Below are 14,293 nucleotides of genomic sequence, written 5' to 3'. Positions count from 1 at the left end.
GCGACGAAGCCTCGGCCACGCGCCGCTCCCGGCCGTCACGCCGGCAGCCCAGGTCGCGTTGTCGGTTGCGGTGTCGGCCGATCCGACCGCAGCAGCACGCATGGATGCCCACCGTGCCGGCCGGTGTGGTCAGGCGCGCCGCGGCGCTCAGGTATCGCGCGGCGGCACGACGGCGAGACTCGCAGCGGCGGCGTGCGGGTAGGCGTCATCGACGTGCACCACCTGGCGGCCGGCCCGGGCGAGTAGCCCCACCGCGGTGGCCGCGCGGTATCCGGAACCGCAGTGCACCCAGATCGCCCCGGAGGGCAACTCCGCCAGTCGATCCGCAAGCTCCGGCAACGGTACGTGAACCGCGCCGTCGATGTGCTCGGAGCGCCACTCGTTGCCGAGCCGTACGTCGAGGACGACATCGGCCGCCGGCAGCCCGTCGGGCGCCCGGCCGGCGCGGGCGGCGGCGAGATCGGCGAAGGTGGCGACCGGCAGCGCGCCGAGCCGCCCGGCGTCGCCGGCCGCCCACTGCTCGGGCGTACCGGTGGCCGCGGCAGCCGGCCGGTCGATGCCGATGCGGGCCAGTTCGCGTTGCGCGGCGGCCACCTGCTCGCTCGACTCCCCGAGCAGGGTGAGCGGTCGGCCTGCGGGCAGCAGCCAGCCCAGCCAGGTCGACATCGGTCCGTCGAGACCGAAGCTGAGGGTGCCGGTCAGGTGCCGGCGCATGAATGCCGTCCGGGAGCGCAGGTCGACGATCCACTCGCCGGCGTCGATCCGGCGGCGCAACTCGCCGGGATCGGCGCGACGGACCGGGGTCAGATCGATCTGGTCGGCGCCGGCGGCGTTGCGCACCCCCATGTGCGCGTAGTACGCGGGGAAGGCATCGAGCCCGGCCAGCGTGGTGACGACGAACTCGTCGGAGCGCAGCCGCAGCGCCGGGTTGGCGGTGCGTTCCCGGCCGATGGTCGAGGCCGCGGCGTCGGACTGGCTGGCGGAGCAGAAGCTGCCGAAGCCGTGCGTGGGCCAGATCTGCGCGCCGTCGGGCAGCAGATCGGCCAGCCGCCGCACCGACTCGTACTGCCGGCGGGCAAGCGCCTCGGCATGCTGGGCGCCGAGCAGGTCAGTGCGACCGGTGGTACCGAACAGCAGCGAGCCGCCGGTGAACACGCCGAGCGGGCCGCTCGGCCCGGACACGACGTACGACACGTGGTGGAAGGTGTGCCCCGGTGTGGCGACCACGGACAGCCGCAGCCGTGGCGAGAGCGTCACCTCGTCGCCGTCGGCGACCGGCGTACGGGCGAAGGCGACCTCGTCGGCGCCGGCCACCAGGTAGACCGCGCCGGTGAGGTGGGCCAGTGCCAGGCCGCCGGACACGTAGTCGTTGTGCAGGTGGGTCTCGGCGACATGGGTGATCCGTACGCCGAGCCGACCGGCGAGCGCCACGAGCCGGTCGATGTCGCGCTGGGGGTCCACCACCAGCGCCACCTGCCCGTCGTGCGCGAGGTAGCTCCGGTCGCCCAGCGAGGAGGTCTCCACCACCTCGACGGCGACGCCGGCCGATTCGCCCACGGGCGTCTCCTGCACCATTTCCGACTCCTTCCACACACCCCCAGGGGTACGGGTGGGGCCGAGGGCCACACCGGGGGAAATCGCTCTCGATCAGGACAGCGCGGGGTCAGGACAGCGCGGAGTCAGGACAGCGCGAGGAACAACTTCTCCAGCTGCTCTTCACTCATCGGCGCCTCCTCGCCGCTGTCTCGCGCGACCTGGCACTGCCGCATCCCCGTAGCGACGATCTTGAACCCGGCCCGCCCCACGGCACGAGACACCGCCGCCAGCTGGGTCAGCACGCGCTCGCAGTCGTCGCCGTTCTCGATCATGGCGATCACCCCGCCGAGCTGACCGTGCGCCCGTTTCAACCGTGTCACAGCCTCCGCCATCGCGCCGGCATCCATCTCCATCTCGCCACCTCCTCCGCCAACATACCCCCGGGGGTATCCGTTCATCGCGTGAAGCGCCTCACCGTGGACCCGCCGCCACCTTGTCGGACCGGGTACGGCCAACCGGCCAGGACGAACCCGCCGGCAGGCACCCCACGATCGTCAGCGGCGGCGCAGCCGGTTCCACAGCCGGCGCGGCGCGGGCGCTGCGGGTGCTTCGTCGTCGTGACCGGCACACCACTGGTCCGGCGGCACCGTCCGCATCACCTGGTCGACGTGCTGACCGCAGCCGGCCCACGTCGTCTTGCCGCACCGACGACACTCCACCGCTCGACACATCAGACTGCCTCCACAGCTCGTTGGTCTCGTGTCACCGATACCCCCGGGGGTATTGGTGGCCGACCCCAGCTTATACCCCCGGGGGTACGTCCGGGCTCGGTCGGGCCAGCTCCCACCGTGGGGGAACCCGTCGTCCGCGGGTGGCTCGAGCGCGGCCAAGCCCCCGCTCGGCCGCCGAAGAGGCCACCGGCCCGGCCGCCGCGGGGACCAGGCTTCGCCGGTACGCCCGCGCAGCTGTCCCGCGGCTTCGCTAGAGTCAGGCTCGGTGTGCCGGGAAGTCTGGTCGGCGATGGTGTTCCGCTGCCCGGAAGAAGGTGCCCATGCACGCCGTCGAGCTGGCCGTCGAGCTGCCGCTGCTGCCGCGCTCCAGCAGCATCTCCGACACGTTCCGGCTGATCGCCGAGCACGACCTGCTGGCCGTGGTGATCGTCGGCGAGGACGGACGGGTCGAGGCGATCGCCTCCCCGGTGGACCTCACCCGCCTGGTACTGCCCGGGTACGCCCTGGCGGACCTGTCGCTCGCCGGGCTGCTGGACGACTCCAGCCTCGAGGAGCTGTTCGCCGAGGCCGACGCCCGCACCGTCGGCGCCGCGATCGACGCCGGCGACCTGGGCGTGCGCGGGGTCGTCGAGATCGACCCGGACGCGACCGTGCTGGAGACCGCGTGCCGCATGGTGGCGAACAAGGCGCAGCTGGTACGGCTGAGCGGCGACGGAACCCCGCGGTTCGTGTTGCTGCCGGCGGTGCTCGACGCGCTGGTCGCCGCCCGTGACGGCCGGGCGGGCCCGGCGTGAGCTGGCAGCTCGTCGCGGCCATCGTGGTGTTCGCGGCCGCCTACGTGCTGATCGCCACCGAGAAGGTGCCTCGCGCCACCGTCACCCTCACCGGCGCCGCGCTGATGGTGCTGATCGGCGCCACCGGCGGCGACGACGTGTTCTTCTCCGCCGACACCGGCATCGACTGGAACGTGCTGTTCCTGTTGCTGGGCATGATGATGGTCGTCGGTATCGCCCGGCAGTCCGGCATGTTCGAGTACCTCGCCGTCTGGTCGGCGAAGCTCGCCCGCGGCCGCCCGTTCGCGATCCTGACGATGTTCGCGGTCATCACCGCCGTCGCCTCGGCCTTCCTGGACAACGTCACCACGGTGCTGCTGATCGCACCGGTCACGCTGCTGGTGTGCCAGCGGTTGGCGGTGACCCCGGTGCCGTACCTGATCACCGAGGTACTGGCGAGCAACATCGGCGGCACCGCCACGCTCATCGGTGACCCACCGAACCTGATCGTGGGCAGCCGGGCCGACCTCGGGTTCACCGACTTCCTGGTCGCGCTGGGTCCGATCGTCGCGATCCTGATGGTGGCGCTGATCGGGCTGGCCTGGCTGATGTTCCGCCGCCAGCTGCACTACGACCCGCAGCGCGCCACGCAGGTGATGGCGCTGAGGCAGCGGGAAACCATCCGCGACCGGCGGTTGCTCGTCATCTCCCTGTCGGTTCTTGCCGCGATCCTGGCCGGATTCCTCACCAGCCGGGTCACCGGCCTGTCGCCCGCCATGGTCGCGCTGATCGGCGCCGGGCTGCTGGTGCTGGTTACCCGGATGGAACCGGCCAAGATCTTCGCCGACGTGGAGTGGGAAACCCTGCTGTTCTTCGCCGGGCTGTTCGTCATGGTCGGCGCGCTGGTGAACCTCGGCGTGATCAAGGCGCTCGGCGGCGCGGCGGCCGGCGCGATCGACGGGCACTGGGCGGCCGGCGCGGCCGGCCTGCTGATCGGCTCCGCCGTTCTGTCCGGGGTGATCGACAACATCCCTTACGTGGCCACGCTCGCGCCCCTCACCCAGGACCTGGTCGACGCCGGTGGGGCGGCGGCGCAACCGCTGTGGTGGGCGCTGACCCTCGGCGCCGACCTCGGCGGCAACGCCACCGCGATCGGCGCCAGCGCCAACGTGGTGCTGCTCGGGGTCGCCCGGCGCAACGGGCACCCCATCAGCTTCTGGCAGTTCACCAAGTACGGCCTGATCACCACCGCGGTCACCATCGCCCTCAGCACCGCCTACCTGCTGCTCCGCTATTACCTCTGACCGGGATCGCCGAGGCGGGCGGTCTCACGGACGAATGTCGACGATCATCTTCCCCTTGTGCCGATCGGTCGAGTTGAACGTGGACACGGCGTTGTCGAGGGTCGTCACGGTGCCGATGTTGGTGCGCAGGCGCCCGTCCCGCACCCGCTGGACGATCTCGCCAAGTTGCGCGCGGTCGGCCTCGACCACGAAGTCGATGGCCAGGCCATTGGCCGGCCGTGCCTCCACCGGCCCGACGACCGACACCAGCGTTCCGCCGGGCCCGATCAGCCGCGCGGACCGCTTCTGGACGTCGCCGCCGATGACGTCGAACACCAGGTCGACCTCGCCGACCTCGTCCAGGCCCTCGCCGCCGAGATCGACGAACTCGTGCGCGCCGAACTCGAGTACCTTCTGCCGGTCGGCGGCGCGTCCGGTACCGATGACGTACGCGCCGAACTCGCGGGCCAGCTGGGTCACCATGGTGCCGACCGCCCCGGCCGCCCCGTGCGCGAGGACCCGCTGGCCGGCGCGCAGCCGGCCGTGGTCGAACAGTCCCTGCCAGGCGGTCAGCCCCGAGATCGGCAGGCTCGCCGCTTCCGTGAAGTCGACGTCGCCCGGCAGCCCGGCGAGGTTGCGCGACTCCATCGCCACGTACTGCGCCAGCGTCCCGTCGCGGTGCCAGTCCGCGAGGCCGAACACCCGCTGCCCCACCGACAGCCCGGTCGTGCCGTACCCCAGGGAGGTGACCACGCCGGCCAGCTCGTGCCCGGGTACCGACGGGGTGCGGTCACGGCCGGCGCGATCGACCCAGGTCGACGGCCACTCCAACTCGGTCGGGACGAATCCCGACGCGTGCACCTGCACGACCACGTCGTTGATCGCCGGGGACGGCTCGGGCCGCTCCGTCAGCGTCATCCCGGCCGTCCCCGCGGCCTCGTCGGTCACCACGATCGCCTTCATCCGGCACCCCCTGTACCAGGGCCTCGCCCGCGTGGCGAGGCCGGCTTGCCTCTGCCTCGGGGCACCGCAGCGCGGCGCCCCGCACACCCCTGCGCTAACTTGGACCCTAAAGTCCAATGCTGTCGATTTTCCTTCTTCAGCTGGGCAGTGTACTCATACTACTGGACTTTATAGTCCAGTTAGATCCGCCCGCGGGGTAGGGCGACAACGCGCGAGGCTCACCCGGCCGACAGGCTTTCCAGGTGCGCCAGTGCCATGTCGAGCGAGGTCGCCATCGGCGTCACGTCGTGGGCCGTCTGGGCCAGCAGGTACCCGCCCTGCAGGGCTCCCATCAGGCCGGTCGCGAGCCGCTCCACCGGCGCCGAAGGCGGCAGCTCACCGCCGTCGCGCAGCCGGTGCAGCACGTCGGTCAGCAGCGCCTGCCACTCGACGAACAGGGTGGACAGCGCCTTGCGGGCCAGATCGTCCTGATCGGCGATCGCCGCGGCCAGCGCGCCGAGCGCACACCCGTACGCGCCGTGCCGCAGCGCGTTGTTGCGCACCAGCGAGTCCCGCCAGCGCCGCAGACCGCGGATCGTCGAGACCCGACCGAGGGCGTCGCGCTCACGCTCGAGGACGCGCTCCCCGACGAGGTCGACCACCGCCCGCACGAGCGCGTCCTTGCCCTCGAAGTGGTGGTACAGCTGCGACTTGCTGACCCCGCTGGCCGCCAGCACGTCGTCGAGCGTGGTGGCGCCGACCCCCTGGACGTACATCAGGTCGGCCGCCGCGGTGACGATCTTGGCCCGCGTCCGGGCGCCCCGCGCCGTCAGGCGCCGGCCATCCTGCGCGTCGGTGGTCGCCACGCCCCCATGGTACTGGCCGGCCCCTCGCCCCCGCTCGAACGAACCGGCGAGCGACCCTGCCGGTCGACCGGCTTCGAGGCCACGCCACCAGAGTCGCGGGCCATCAGCGGGTACGGGGCCGGGCCTCGGACATCCGGTCGTCGGTGTCGGACTTCTCGGGTTCCCAGCGCAGCAGGTCACCCGGCTGGCAGTCGAGCACCTCGCAGAGCGCGGCGAGCGTGGCGAACCGGACCGCCTTGGCCCGGCCGTTCTTGAGCACCGCCAGGTTGGCGGGGGTGATCCCGACGCGCTCGGCGAGCTCGCCCACGGACATCTTCCGCTTGGCCAGCAGCACGTCGATGTCGACCACGATCGGCATCAGATCACCTCGTCCAGCTCGGCCTGGAGCTGGGCCGCTTCGACGTCTCGGGCGACGGCCTGCGCCAGCAGCATCCGCAGCAGGAGCACCAGCAGGGCGACGCCGAGGATGGCCAGGCCGATGCCACCCATGATCACGGTGACGCCCGGGTCGGCCCGCTGGCCGGGCGCGTTGAGGATGGTGACGGCGAACCACACGAGCGCGGCGGCCACGATGGCGCCGATCACGACGTTCACGTACCGGAAGGCGGCGGGCGAGAACACCGTGCCGCGGCGCACCATCGCCACCAGCCGCCAGATGCAGACCAGTACGACCTGGACCGTCACCAGCCCGACGATCGTGATCAGCCGCAGCGGGGTCAGGGGGAGCGACCCGCGCTCCGGGTCGGTGCACAGCGCCCACACCATCAGCGCCTGAACGAGGACCGTGCCGGTGAACACCACCGCGAGCACGGCGCGAAGCGCGCCCACCGTCAGCCTGCCCACGACCGCTCCTTCCATCGATTCACGATGGGAATCTATCGAATATCGATAGCAGTGGCAAGCCCGTCGCGCATCCGGCCGTGCTTGACGCGGCAGCGCGCCGCGGCCAATATGACAGTCGATTCATTTTTTGCCCAAGGAGCGCCCGTGACCGACCTCGGTACCCAGCTGCGCCGCCGGGCGGACCTCGGCGGCACCGCCGTGGTCTGCGGCGACCAGGTCGTGGGGTACCGGGAGCTGGACGCGCGGGCCGATGCGTGGGCCGCCCACCTGCGCGAGCGGCTCGCCCCCGGCGAGCGCGTCGCGACCCTGTGCCAGGCCGGGATCGAGCAGATCGCCCTGCTGTACGGGTGCGCCCGCACCGGCCTGCTGCTCGCCCCGCTGCCGTACCGGCTGCGTCCCGGCGAACTCGCCGCGCTGCTCGACGACGCGACGCCAGCGCTGCTGCTCACCGACCCGGCGCACCGGGAGGCGGCCGCCGACGCCGTCGCTCATGCCGCCCATCGGGTGCCCGTCGCGCCGCTGTCCACCCCGGCCGCCGCGGGACCCCTCGACACCGCGCCGGATCCGGACGCGCCGGTGCTGCTGTGCTACACGTCCGGAAGCAGCGGCCGGCCGCGCGGGGTGCCGCTGAGCAGCCGGATGTGTATCGCCACCGACGAGGCGCTGGACGGCGTGGCCCGGCTGACCACCGACGACGTCGTGCTGCAGGTGCTGCCGCAGTACCACGTGGGCGGCTGGACGGTGCTGCCGCTGCTGGCGCTGGCCCGCGGCGCCACGCTGGTGCTCGAACCCGACTTCGACCCGGCCCGGGCGCTGCGGCTGATCGCCGCGCACCGGGTCAGCGTCACCATGGCGGTACCGGCGATGTACCGGATGATGCTCGCCGTCGCCGACCACGCCGAGCTGTCCTCGCTGCGGCTGGCCATCTGCGGCGGCGGCGCCCTGCCCGCCGAGCTGGCGCGGTCCTGGTGGGAGCTGGGCGTACCGCTGTGCCAGGGCTACGGGTTGACCGAGGCCGGCCCGAACGTGCTGTGCGTGCCGCCGGACGAGGTCGCCTCCTCCGCCGGGTTCGCCGGCGTGCCCTACCCGGGCGTCGAGGTCGCGCTGGCCGGCGTGGCGGACGGGCCCGGCCGCGGCGAGTTGCTGGTGCGCGGCGCCGGGACCTTCGCCGGCTACTGGCGCGGCCCGCGCCACCGGGGCTGGCTGCACACCGGCGATCTGGCCGAGCGCGACCGGCGCGGCTGGTACCGCATCGCCGGCCGGCTCGACGACCGGTACGTCTCCGGCGGCGAGAACGTGCATCCCGCCGAGGTGGAGCGGGTACTGCTGGCCCATCCCGCCGTCACCGACGCGGCGGTGGTGAGCGTGCCGGACCGGCAGTGGGGCGCGGTGGGTGTCGCCTTCGTGGTGGCGGCGACGGCCGACCCGGAGTCGGTTCGCGACTGGTGCCGGCAACGGCTGGCCGGGTTCAAGGTGCCGGCCCGGGTGCTGCTCGTGCCCGAGCTGCCGCGTACCGGCATCGGCAAGGTGTGCCGCGATCTGTTGCGAGAGCAGGCAAGGGGAGACCGACGATGACCGAGACCACGGCCGACCGGAGCCGGCGGCTCGGCGCCAAGGGCGCCCGCACCCGGCAGCGCCTCCTCGACGCGGCCGAGGCCGTCTTCGTCGAGTACGGCTACCACGACGCGTCGATCGTCAAGATCACCGAGACCGCCGGCGTGGCGCAGGGCACCTTCTACATCTACTTCCCGGGCAAGCACGAGCTGTTCGCGGAACTGGTCGACGACCTCAACCGCCGGGTACGGCGGGCGATGGCACAGGCCGCCGGCGCGCACCGCGCCCGCCTCGACGCCGAGCGGGCCGGCTTCGCCGCGTACTTCGACTTCGTCGGCGAGCATCCCGGCCTCTACCGGATCATGCGCCAGGCCGAGTTCGTCGCCCCCGAGCAGCTGCGCCGCCACTACGACCGGATCGTCTCCGGGTACTCCTCGCGGCTGGCCGCGGCGATCGACACCGGCGAGATCCCGCGCGGCGACCCGGAACTGATGGCGTGGTCGCTGATGGGACTCGGCGAGATGGTCGGCATGCGCTGGGTGCTGTGGCACCGGCACGAGGCGGTGCCGGACACGGTGCTCGCCGGTACCGGCGAGATCATCGCCCGGATCCTCGGCGTGCCGGACCCGCCGGGAGCGCACTGACCGGCTCGATGGCTGGCAACGGCGACACGATGGGAGCGCAGACGGTGGGACACGAGACGAACCTGGCGGGGCGCACCGCGGTGGTGACCGGCGCCGCCTCCGGAATCGGCGCGGCGTGCGCCCGGCGACTGGCCGAAGACGGCGCGTCGGTGGTGTTGCTCGACCGCGACGAGCGGGTGGTCGAGGCGGCGGACCAGCTCGGCGGGCGCGGCCTGGTGGTCGATCTGACCGACACCGCCGCACTGTCCACGATGGAGCTGAACGCCGACATCCTGGTCAACAACGCCGGTATCCAGCACGTGTCACCGATCGAGCAGTTCCCGCCGGAACGCTTCCACCAGATCCTCACGCTGATGGTCGAGGCGCCGTTCCTGCTGCTGCGGGCGGTACTGCCGGGCATGTACGAGCGCGGTTGGGGCCGGGTGGTGCACATCTCGTCGGTGCACGGGATGCGTGCCTCGGCGTACAAGAGCGCCTACGTCGCGGCCAAGCACGCCACCGAGGGGCTGTCCAAGACCGTGGCGCTGGAGGGCGGGCCCCGCGGCGTCACCTCGAACACGGTATGCCCCGCCTACGTGCGCACCCCGCTGGTGGAGGGGCAGATCGCCGCGCAGGCGGCCACCCACCAGATCCCGGAAACGGAGGTGGTGGAGCGCATCATGCTCACCGAACCGGCGATCAAGCGGCTGATCGAGCCGGCCGAGGTCGCCGCGGCGGTCAGCTACCTGTGCTCGCCCGACGCCTCGTTCGTCAACGGCAGCTCGCTGGTGGTCGACGGCGGCTGGAGCGCGCGATGAGGGTCCCGGTGGCCGGCGGAGAGCTGACGGTGGGCGTCTGGGGCGACGGTCCGCGCACCATCCTTGCGCTGCACGGGATCACGGCCAACCACCTGGCCTGGCAGTCGGTCGCCGACCGGTTGCCGGCCGGGATGCGGCTGGTCGCGCCCGACCTGCGCGGCCGGGGCGACTCGCAGCTACCGGGCCCGTACGGGATGGCCGCGCACGCCGCCGACGCCGTCGCCGTGCTCGACGCGCTCGACGTACCCAGCGCCACCGTCGTCGGTCACTCGATGGGCGGGTTCGTGGCGCTGGTACTCGCCGACCGCCATCCCGTACGGGTCGACCGGCTGCTGCTGGTCGACGGCGGCCCGCCGCTGCCGATGCCCCCCGGCAACACCGCCGACGAGCGCGTCGCCGCGGTCATCGGGCCGGCCGCCGCCCGGCTCGCGATGAGCTTCGCCGACGTGGCCGAGCATCGCGACTTCTGGCGCTGGCACCCGGCGTTCACCGAATGGACCACCAACATCGAGTCGTACCTGGACTACGACCTGGCCGGGCAGCCACCGCGGATGCACAGCAAGGTCTCGCCCGAGGCGGTGCGCGCCGACTCGATCGACACCTTCACCGGGCGGGCGCTCGCCGACGCCTGGCGCCGGCTGCGGCACCGTCCCCTGATGTTGCGTGCCGAGTACGGAATGCTCGGCGCGCTGCCGGCCCTCTACCCCGATCCGGCGGCGCTGGCCGACCGGCTCACCGTGCGCACCGTCGACGGCACGAACCACTACACGATCCTGCTCGGCGAGCGCGGCGCCGCCGCGGTGGCCGACTCGCTGCGGAGCTGACGACACCCCACGTCGGCTCCCGGAACCGGGAGGTGCAATGCGTCGCTTGTGGACAGTCGTGGTTGCCGCGCTCATCGGCGCGCTGCTGGTACCGACCGCGGCACACGCCGCCACGATCCCGTCCTACCTGACCATGGAGCAGCGCTACACCAGCGTCGCGAACGGGTGGGACACCGTGGAACGCTACCTGGACACCACACCCGGCTTCACCCAGGAGGACTACCCGCCCGACGGCCGCGGCGACCAGGACGGGCAGCGCGTCACGTTCTTCGGCGGGGTGAAGCAACCCTTCTCCGGCCGGTTCCTGCTCTACGCCGCACCCGGCGCCACCACCAACCCCGAGCCGGTACCGGTACTGCTGGTGCACGGCGCCAACGACAACCCGGACCGCGCGTGGGCCAACCCCGGCGAGTCGGGCGGGTTCGGGTGCGGGGCCCTCAGCTGCCCGGGCACCGGGATGATGCAGTACCTGTCGAACGCCGGGTACCGCGTCTTCGCCATCGGGTTCGCGCACAAGGAGGGCGACAACCTGATGCAGGCTCAGCAGGTCGGTGACGCGATCGCGGTCATCAAGGCCAAGCTGGGTGTGTCCACAGTGGATCTGGTGGGTTGGAGCAAGGGTGAGATGTCGGCCCGGATGTACGTCTCGTCGGTGGGGCCGAGCTGGGGCCGGCCGTACGCGGGTGACGTGCGCAAGCTGATCACCCTGGGCGGCCCGAACGCCGGGTACGACTACCCGTTCGCGCACGGCTGGGCGCACGACCTGTCGATCTGGCCCGAGTGCGGCGGCAGCATCAACTCGCCGGCCCCGCACACCTACATGACCTGCTACGGCCTCTACGCCTACCATCCGGAGTTCTCGTTCGTGCCGACCGGCGGCTACGACTGCTATCCGGGCCAGCGGCAGATGCTGGCCCGCTTCGACCAGACCTACGGCATCGACCAGACGCAGCAGGACTGGTACACCACCTACTACGGCGGGCAGGGCTTCTACACCAAGGGACCCGGCATCCAGGCGGCGATCGACGCCGGCTCGCTGATCGCCCGCATCCAGCAGGCCGGCGTACCGGCCTCGGTGTCCACCTACCTGCTCGCCGGCGGGTCGCCGAGCGTGGTGGGCATCTTCAACGAGGACCGCGGGCCCAGCGACGGGGTGGTGTTCGAGAGCAGCGCCCTGGCCACCGCGGGCATCCCGACGGTGGTGGGCACCGCGCTGGTCGCCGGCGCCAACCATCTCGAACTCGGCTGGTACCCGGCGGTCGAGTCCCAGGTCGCCCACTGGCTCGCAGAGGAGAGCTGAACCCATGACCACGCTACTGCCCGGCATCGTCGCCGACCGCGTCGAGACCAAACGCCTGCGCATCAACGTCCTGAGCGTCGAGTCGCGTAGCGACGGCGCCCCGGTGCTGTTCGTCCACGGCAACGTCTCATCCAGCCTGTTCTGGCAGGACACGATGCTCGCGCTGCCGACCGGCCTGCGGCCACTGGCCATGGATCTGCGCGGGTTCGGCGACACCGAACCCGCGCCGGTCGACGCCACCCGCGGCCTGTCCGACTACGCCGACGACCTCGCCGCGCTGATCGACACGCTCGAACTGGTACCGGTCCACCTGGTCGGCTGGAGCATGGGCGGCGGCGTGGTGCTGCGTCACCTGCTCGACGCGCCGGACCGGATCGCATCGCTGACCCTGGTCGACCCCGTCTCCCCGTACGGGTTCGGCGGCACCCGCGGCAGCCACGGCGAGCTGCTCGACCCGGACGGGGCGGGTTCCGGCGCCGGCGCGGCGAACCCGGAGTTCGTCCGGCGCCTCGCCGAGAACGACACCGGGTCGGACTCGCCGCTGTCGCCGCGCGAGGTGCTGCTCGCCCAGTACGTGAAGCCGCCGTTCGTGCCGCCGCACCTGGACATGCTGGTCGAGTCGATGCTGTCCACCCGCACCGGCGACGACCACTACCCGGGCGACGCCGCCACGACCGTGACCTGGCCCGGGATCCGGCCGGGCCGCCGCGGCGTGCTGAACACCATGGCGCCCCAGCACTTCCGCATCGACGACCTGTCGTCCGTACAGCCCAAACCGCCGATCCTCTGGCTGCGCGGCGCCGACGACGTGATCGTCTCGGACACCTCGCTGCACGATCTCGCCTACCTCGGCCAGCTCGGTGCGATCCCCGGCTGGCCCGGAGCCGAGGTCGCCCCGCCGCAGCCGATGGTGGCGCAGACCCGCGCCGTGCTCGACACGTACGGCAACTACCGGGAGGTCGTGATCCCCGACGCCGGGCACGGGCCGCACCTGGACCAACCCGACGCCTTCCGCGCCGCCCTGCTCCCCCACCTCCAGGCATCGGCGGACGGTACGGGCGCCGGTCGGTAGCGTCCTCCCGCCGCACCGGGACTCACCGCGACGGTTCGGCGGGCGGCGCGTCAGGCGTACCGACGATCGAACGGTGCAGGGCGACCGGGTCGGTGATATCGGGCAGCGCGGCCGCGGCGAGCCAGGCGGCACCGGCCGCACCGCTGCCGGCGGTCAGCACCCGCGGCGCCGGCTGGTCCGGCGCCGGCGACCACCCGGCGAGCAGCCGGCGCAGCTCGGCGCCGACCGGCGTGGCCGGACCGATCACGCTGCCGGACAGCACCAGCGGGCCGCCCCCGTACGCCGCGGTGGCCAGCGCGAACAGGTGCCGGCCGGCGCGCGCCACGATGTCCCGGGCGACCGGGTCGCCGGCCTCGGCGGCGGTACTGACCAGCGACGCCAGCCGGGCGAGCCGGAGCGGGTGGGCGTGGTCGATCGCGGTGACGGTACGTTCGGTGTCGCTGCCGGGATTGGCCGGGTCGAGCGGCAGCTCGGCGGCGACCAGATCGGTGAGCATGCCGGGTGCCTGCAGGCCGTCGGTGACCAGCAGCCGCGCCCGGACCGCCTCCCGGCCGAGCCAGAACCCGGCGCCCTCGTCGCCGAGCAGCCAGCCGTACCCGCCGAACGCGCGGGCCAGCCGGTGACCGGCGATGCGGCCGGCCGAGGTACCGGTGCCGGCGATCAGGATCGTGCCGTCGGGCTCCGCGGTGCCCGCGGCGTAGGCGACGTCGACGTCGCCGACGACCCGCATCGGGCAGCGCAGGCCCAGCTCGTGCCAGGCGCGGCGGAACGTGTCCCCGGCGGCGGGAACGGTGAGCACGTTGCCACCGGCAACGCCCAGCACGCCCAGACCCACCGCGGCGGGGTCGAGGTCGCCCAGCGCCGCGCGCGCGGCCTCGCGCAACGCGCCGGCCGCCTGCTCGGGTGGGTGCGCGAACGGGTTGCCGGGTCCGGCCGAGCCGGTGCCGAGCACGGCGCCGGTCTCGGCGGCGAGCACCGCGCGGGTCGCGGTGCCGCCCATGTCCAGGCCGAGGGCCAGCCGCATCGGTGCTCCCGGGTCGAGCGGGTACGACAATCGTGCATGATACGTGTGGTGGCTGACGGGAGTTGATCGAAGTACGGCACATTCGCGCCCTGGTCGTCACCGAT

General features: G+C 72.7%; 15 protein-coding genes. 8 read left to right on the top strand and 7 right to left on the bottom strand.

Annotated elements, in window-relative coordinates; all coding sequences use genetic code 11:
* Positions 1-147 precede the first annotated feature (147 nt).
* Both Asera_RS13370 and Asera_RS13365 read right to left on the bottom strand, forming a co-directional pair.
* Positions 148-1,575, bottom strand: coding sequence for an MBL fold metallo-hydrolase (locus tag Asera_RS13370; protein ID WP_051802065.1), 1,428 nt, complete (start codon positions 1,573-1,575; stop codon positions 148-150).
* A gap of 104 nt (positions 1,576-1,679) precedes the next feature.
* Positions 1,680-1,949: a metal-sensitive transcriptional regulator gene (locus tag Asera_RS13365; protein ID WP_030445601.1), complete on the bottom strand. Its 270-nt coding sequence runs from the start codon at positions 1,947-1,949 to the stop codon at positions 1,680-1,682.
* A gap of 638 nt (positions 1,950-2,587) precedes the next feature.
* Between Asera_RS13365 and Asera_RS13360 the strand changes: the two genes are divergently transcribed.
* Complete coding sequence (locus tag Asera_RS13360; protein WP_030445602.1) at positions 2,588-3,061, top strand: CBS domain-containing protein; 474 nt, start codon at positions 2,588-2,590, stop codon at positions 3,059-3,061.
* Positions 3,058-4,344, top strand: coding sequence for an ArsB/NhaD family transporter (locus Asera_RS13355; RefSeq protein ID WP_030445603.1), 1,287 nt, complete (start codon positions 3,058-3,060; stop codon positions 4,342-4,344). The genes Asera_RS13360 and Asera_RS13355 overlap by 4 nt, the downstream gene beginning before the upstream one ends.
* A gap of 24 nt (positions 4,345-4,368) precedes the next feature.
* On the opposite strand, the gene Asera_RS13350 is transcribed toward Asera_RS13355, so the two are convergent.
* The 4 genes from Asera_RS13350 to Asera_RS13335 all read right to left on the bottom strand — a co-directional run bounded on the left by Asera_RS13350 (position 4,369) and on the right by Asera_RS13335 (position 6,974).
* Positions 4,369-5,286: an NADP-dependent oxidoreductase gene (locus tag Asera_RS13350; RefSeq protein WP_030445604.1), complete on the bottom strand. Its 918-nt coding sequence runs from the start codon at positions 5,284-5,286 to the stop codon at positions 4,369-4,371.
* A gap of 218 nt (positions 5,287-5,504) precedes the next feature.
* Positions 5,505-6,131, bottom strand: a complete 627-nt coding sequence (locus Asera_RS13345; RefSeq protein WP_030445605.1) for a TetR/AcrR family transcriptional regulator — start codon at positions 6,129-6,131, stop codon at positions 5,505-5,507.
* A 103-nt stretch (positions 6,132-6,234) separates the two neighbouring features.
* On the bottom strand, positions 6,235-6,489 hold the full coding sequence (locus Asera_RS13340; protein WP_030445606.1) for a helix-turn-helix domain-containing protein: 255 nt from the start codon (positions 6,487-6,489) through the stop codon (positions 6,235-6,237).
* Entirely contained in the window at positions 6,489-6,974 is a 486-nt protein-coding gene (locus Asera_RS13335; RefSeq protein ID WP_030445607.1) for a DUF2975 domain-containing protein, read from the bottom strand. Before Asera_RS13335 ends, Asera_RS13340 begins: the two co-directional genes overlap by 1 nt.
* Positions 6,975-7,118: 144 nt before the next feature.
* On the opposite strand from Asera_RS13335, the gene Asera_RS13330 reads away from it, so the two are divergent.
* From Asera_RS13330 to Asera_RS13305, 6 genes are read left to right on the top strand one after another with little or no spacing between them, the layout of a single operon-like run.
* Positions 7,119-8,549 carry a class I adenylate-forming enzyme family protein gene (locus Asera_RS13330; RefSeq protein WP_051802066.1) on the top strand — a complete coding sequence of 477 codons (1,431 nt, stop codon included), beginning with the start codon at positions 7,119-7,121 and terminating at the stop codon, positions 8,547-8,549.
* Positions 8,546-9,172, top strand: coding sequence for a TetR/AcrR family transcriptional regulator (locus tag Asera_RS13325; RefSeq protein ID WP_051802067.1), 627 nt, complete (start codon positions 8,546-8,548; stop codon positions 9,170-9,172). Before Asera_RS13330 ends, Asera_RS13325 begins: the two co-directional genes overlap by 4 nt.
* 8 nt (positions 9,173-9,180) lie before the next feature.
* Positions 9,181-9,969 carry a 3-hydroxybutyrate dehydrogenase gene (locus Asera_RS13320; RefSeq protein WP_084131201.1) on the top strand — a complete coding sequence of 263 codons (789 nt, stop codon included), beginning with the start codon at positions 9,181-9,183 and terminating at the stop codon, positions 9,967-9,969.
* Complete coding sequence (locus Asera_RS13315) at positions 9,966-10,793, top strand: alpha/beta fold hydrolase (protein ID WP_051802068.1); 828 nt, start codon at positions 9,966-9,968, stop codon at positions 10,791-10,793. Before Asera_RS13320 ends, Asera_RS13315 begins: the two co-directional genes overlap by 4 nt.
* A gap of 46 nt (positions 10,794-10,839) precedes the next feature.
* Entirely contained in the window at positions 10,840-12,093 is a 1,254-nt protein-coding gene (locus Asera_RS13310) for an esterase/lipase family protein (protein WP_212804574.1), read from the top strand.
* 4 nt (positions 12,094-12,097) lie between these two features.
* Positions 12,098-13,165 (top strand): alpha/beta fold hydrolase, encoded by a 1,068-nt coding sequence (locus tag Asera_RS13305; protein ID WP_030445613.1) that lies wholly within the window; start codon positions 12,098-12,100, stop codon positions 13,163-13,165.
* A gap of 22 nt (positions 13,166-13,187) precedes the next feature.
* Here the strand turns inward: Asera_RS13305 and Asera_RS13300 are convergent, their stop codons facing one another.
* A complete protein-coding gene (locus tag Asera_RS13300) occupies positions 13,188-14,219 on the bottom strand; it encodes an N-acetylglucosamine kinase (protein ID WP_244843861.1) in 1,032 nt (343 codons plus the stop codon).
* Between the last annotated feature and the right edge of the window lie 74 nt (positions 14,220-14,293).

This window comes from Actinocatenispora sera (genome assembly GCF_018324685.1).
Classification (GTDB): domain Bacteria; phylum Actinomycetota; class Actinomycetes; order Mycobacteriales; family Micromonosporaceae; genus Actinocatenispora; species Actinocatenispora sera.
This window is presented reverse-complemented; position numbering and strand designations above follow the sequence as displayed.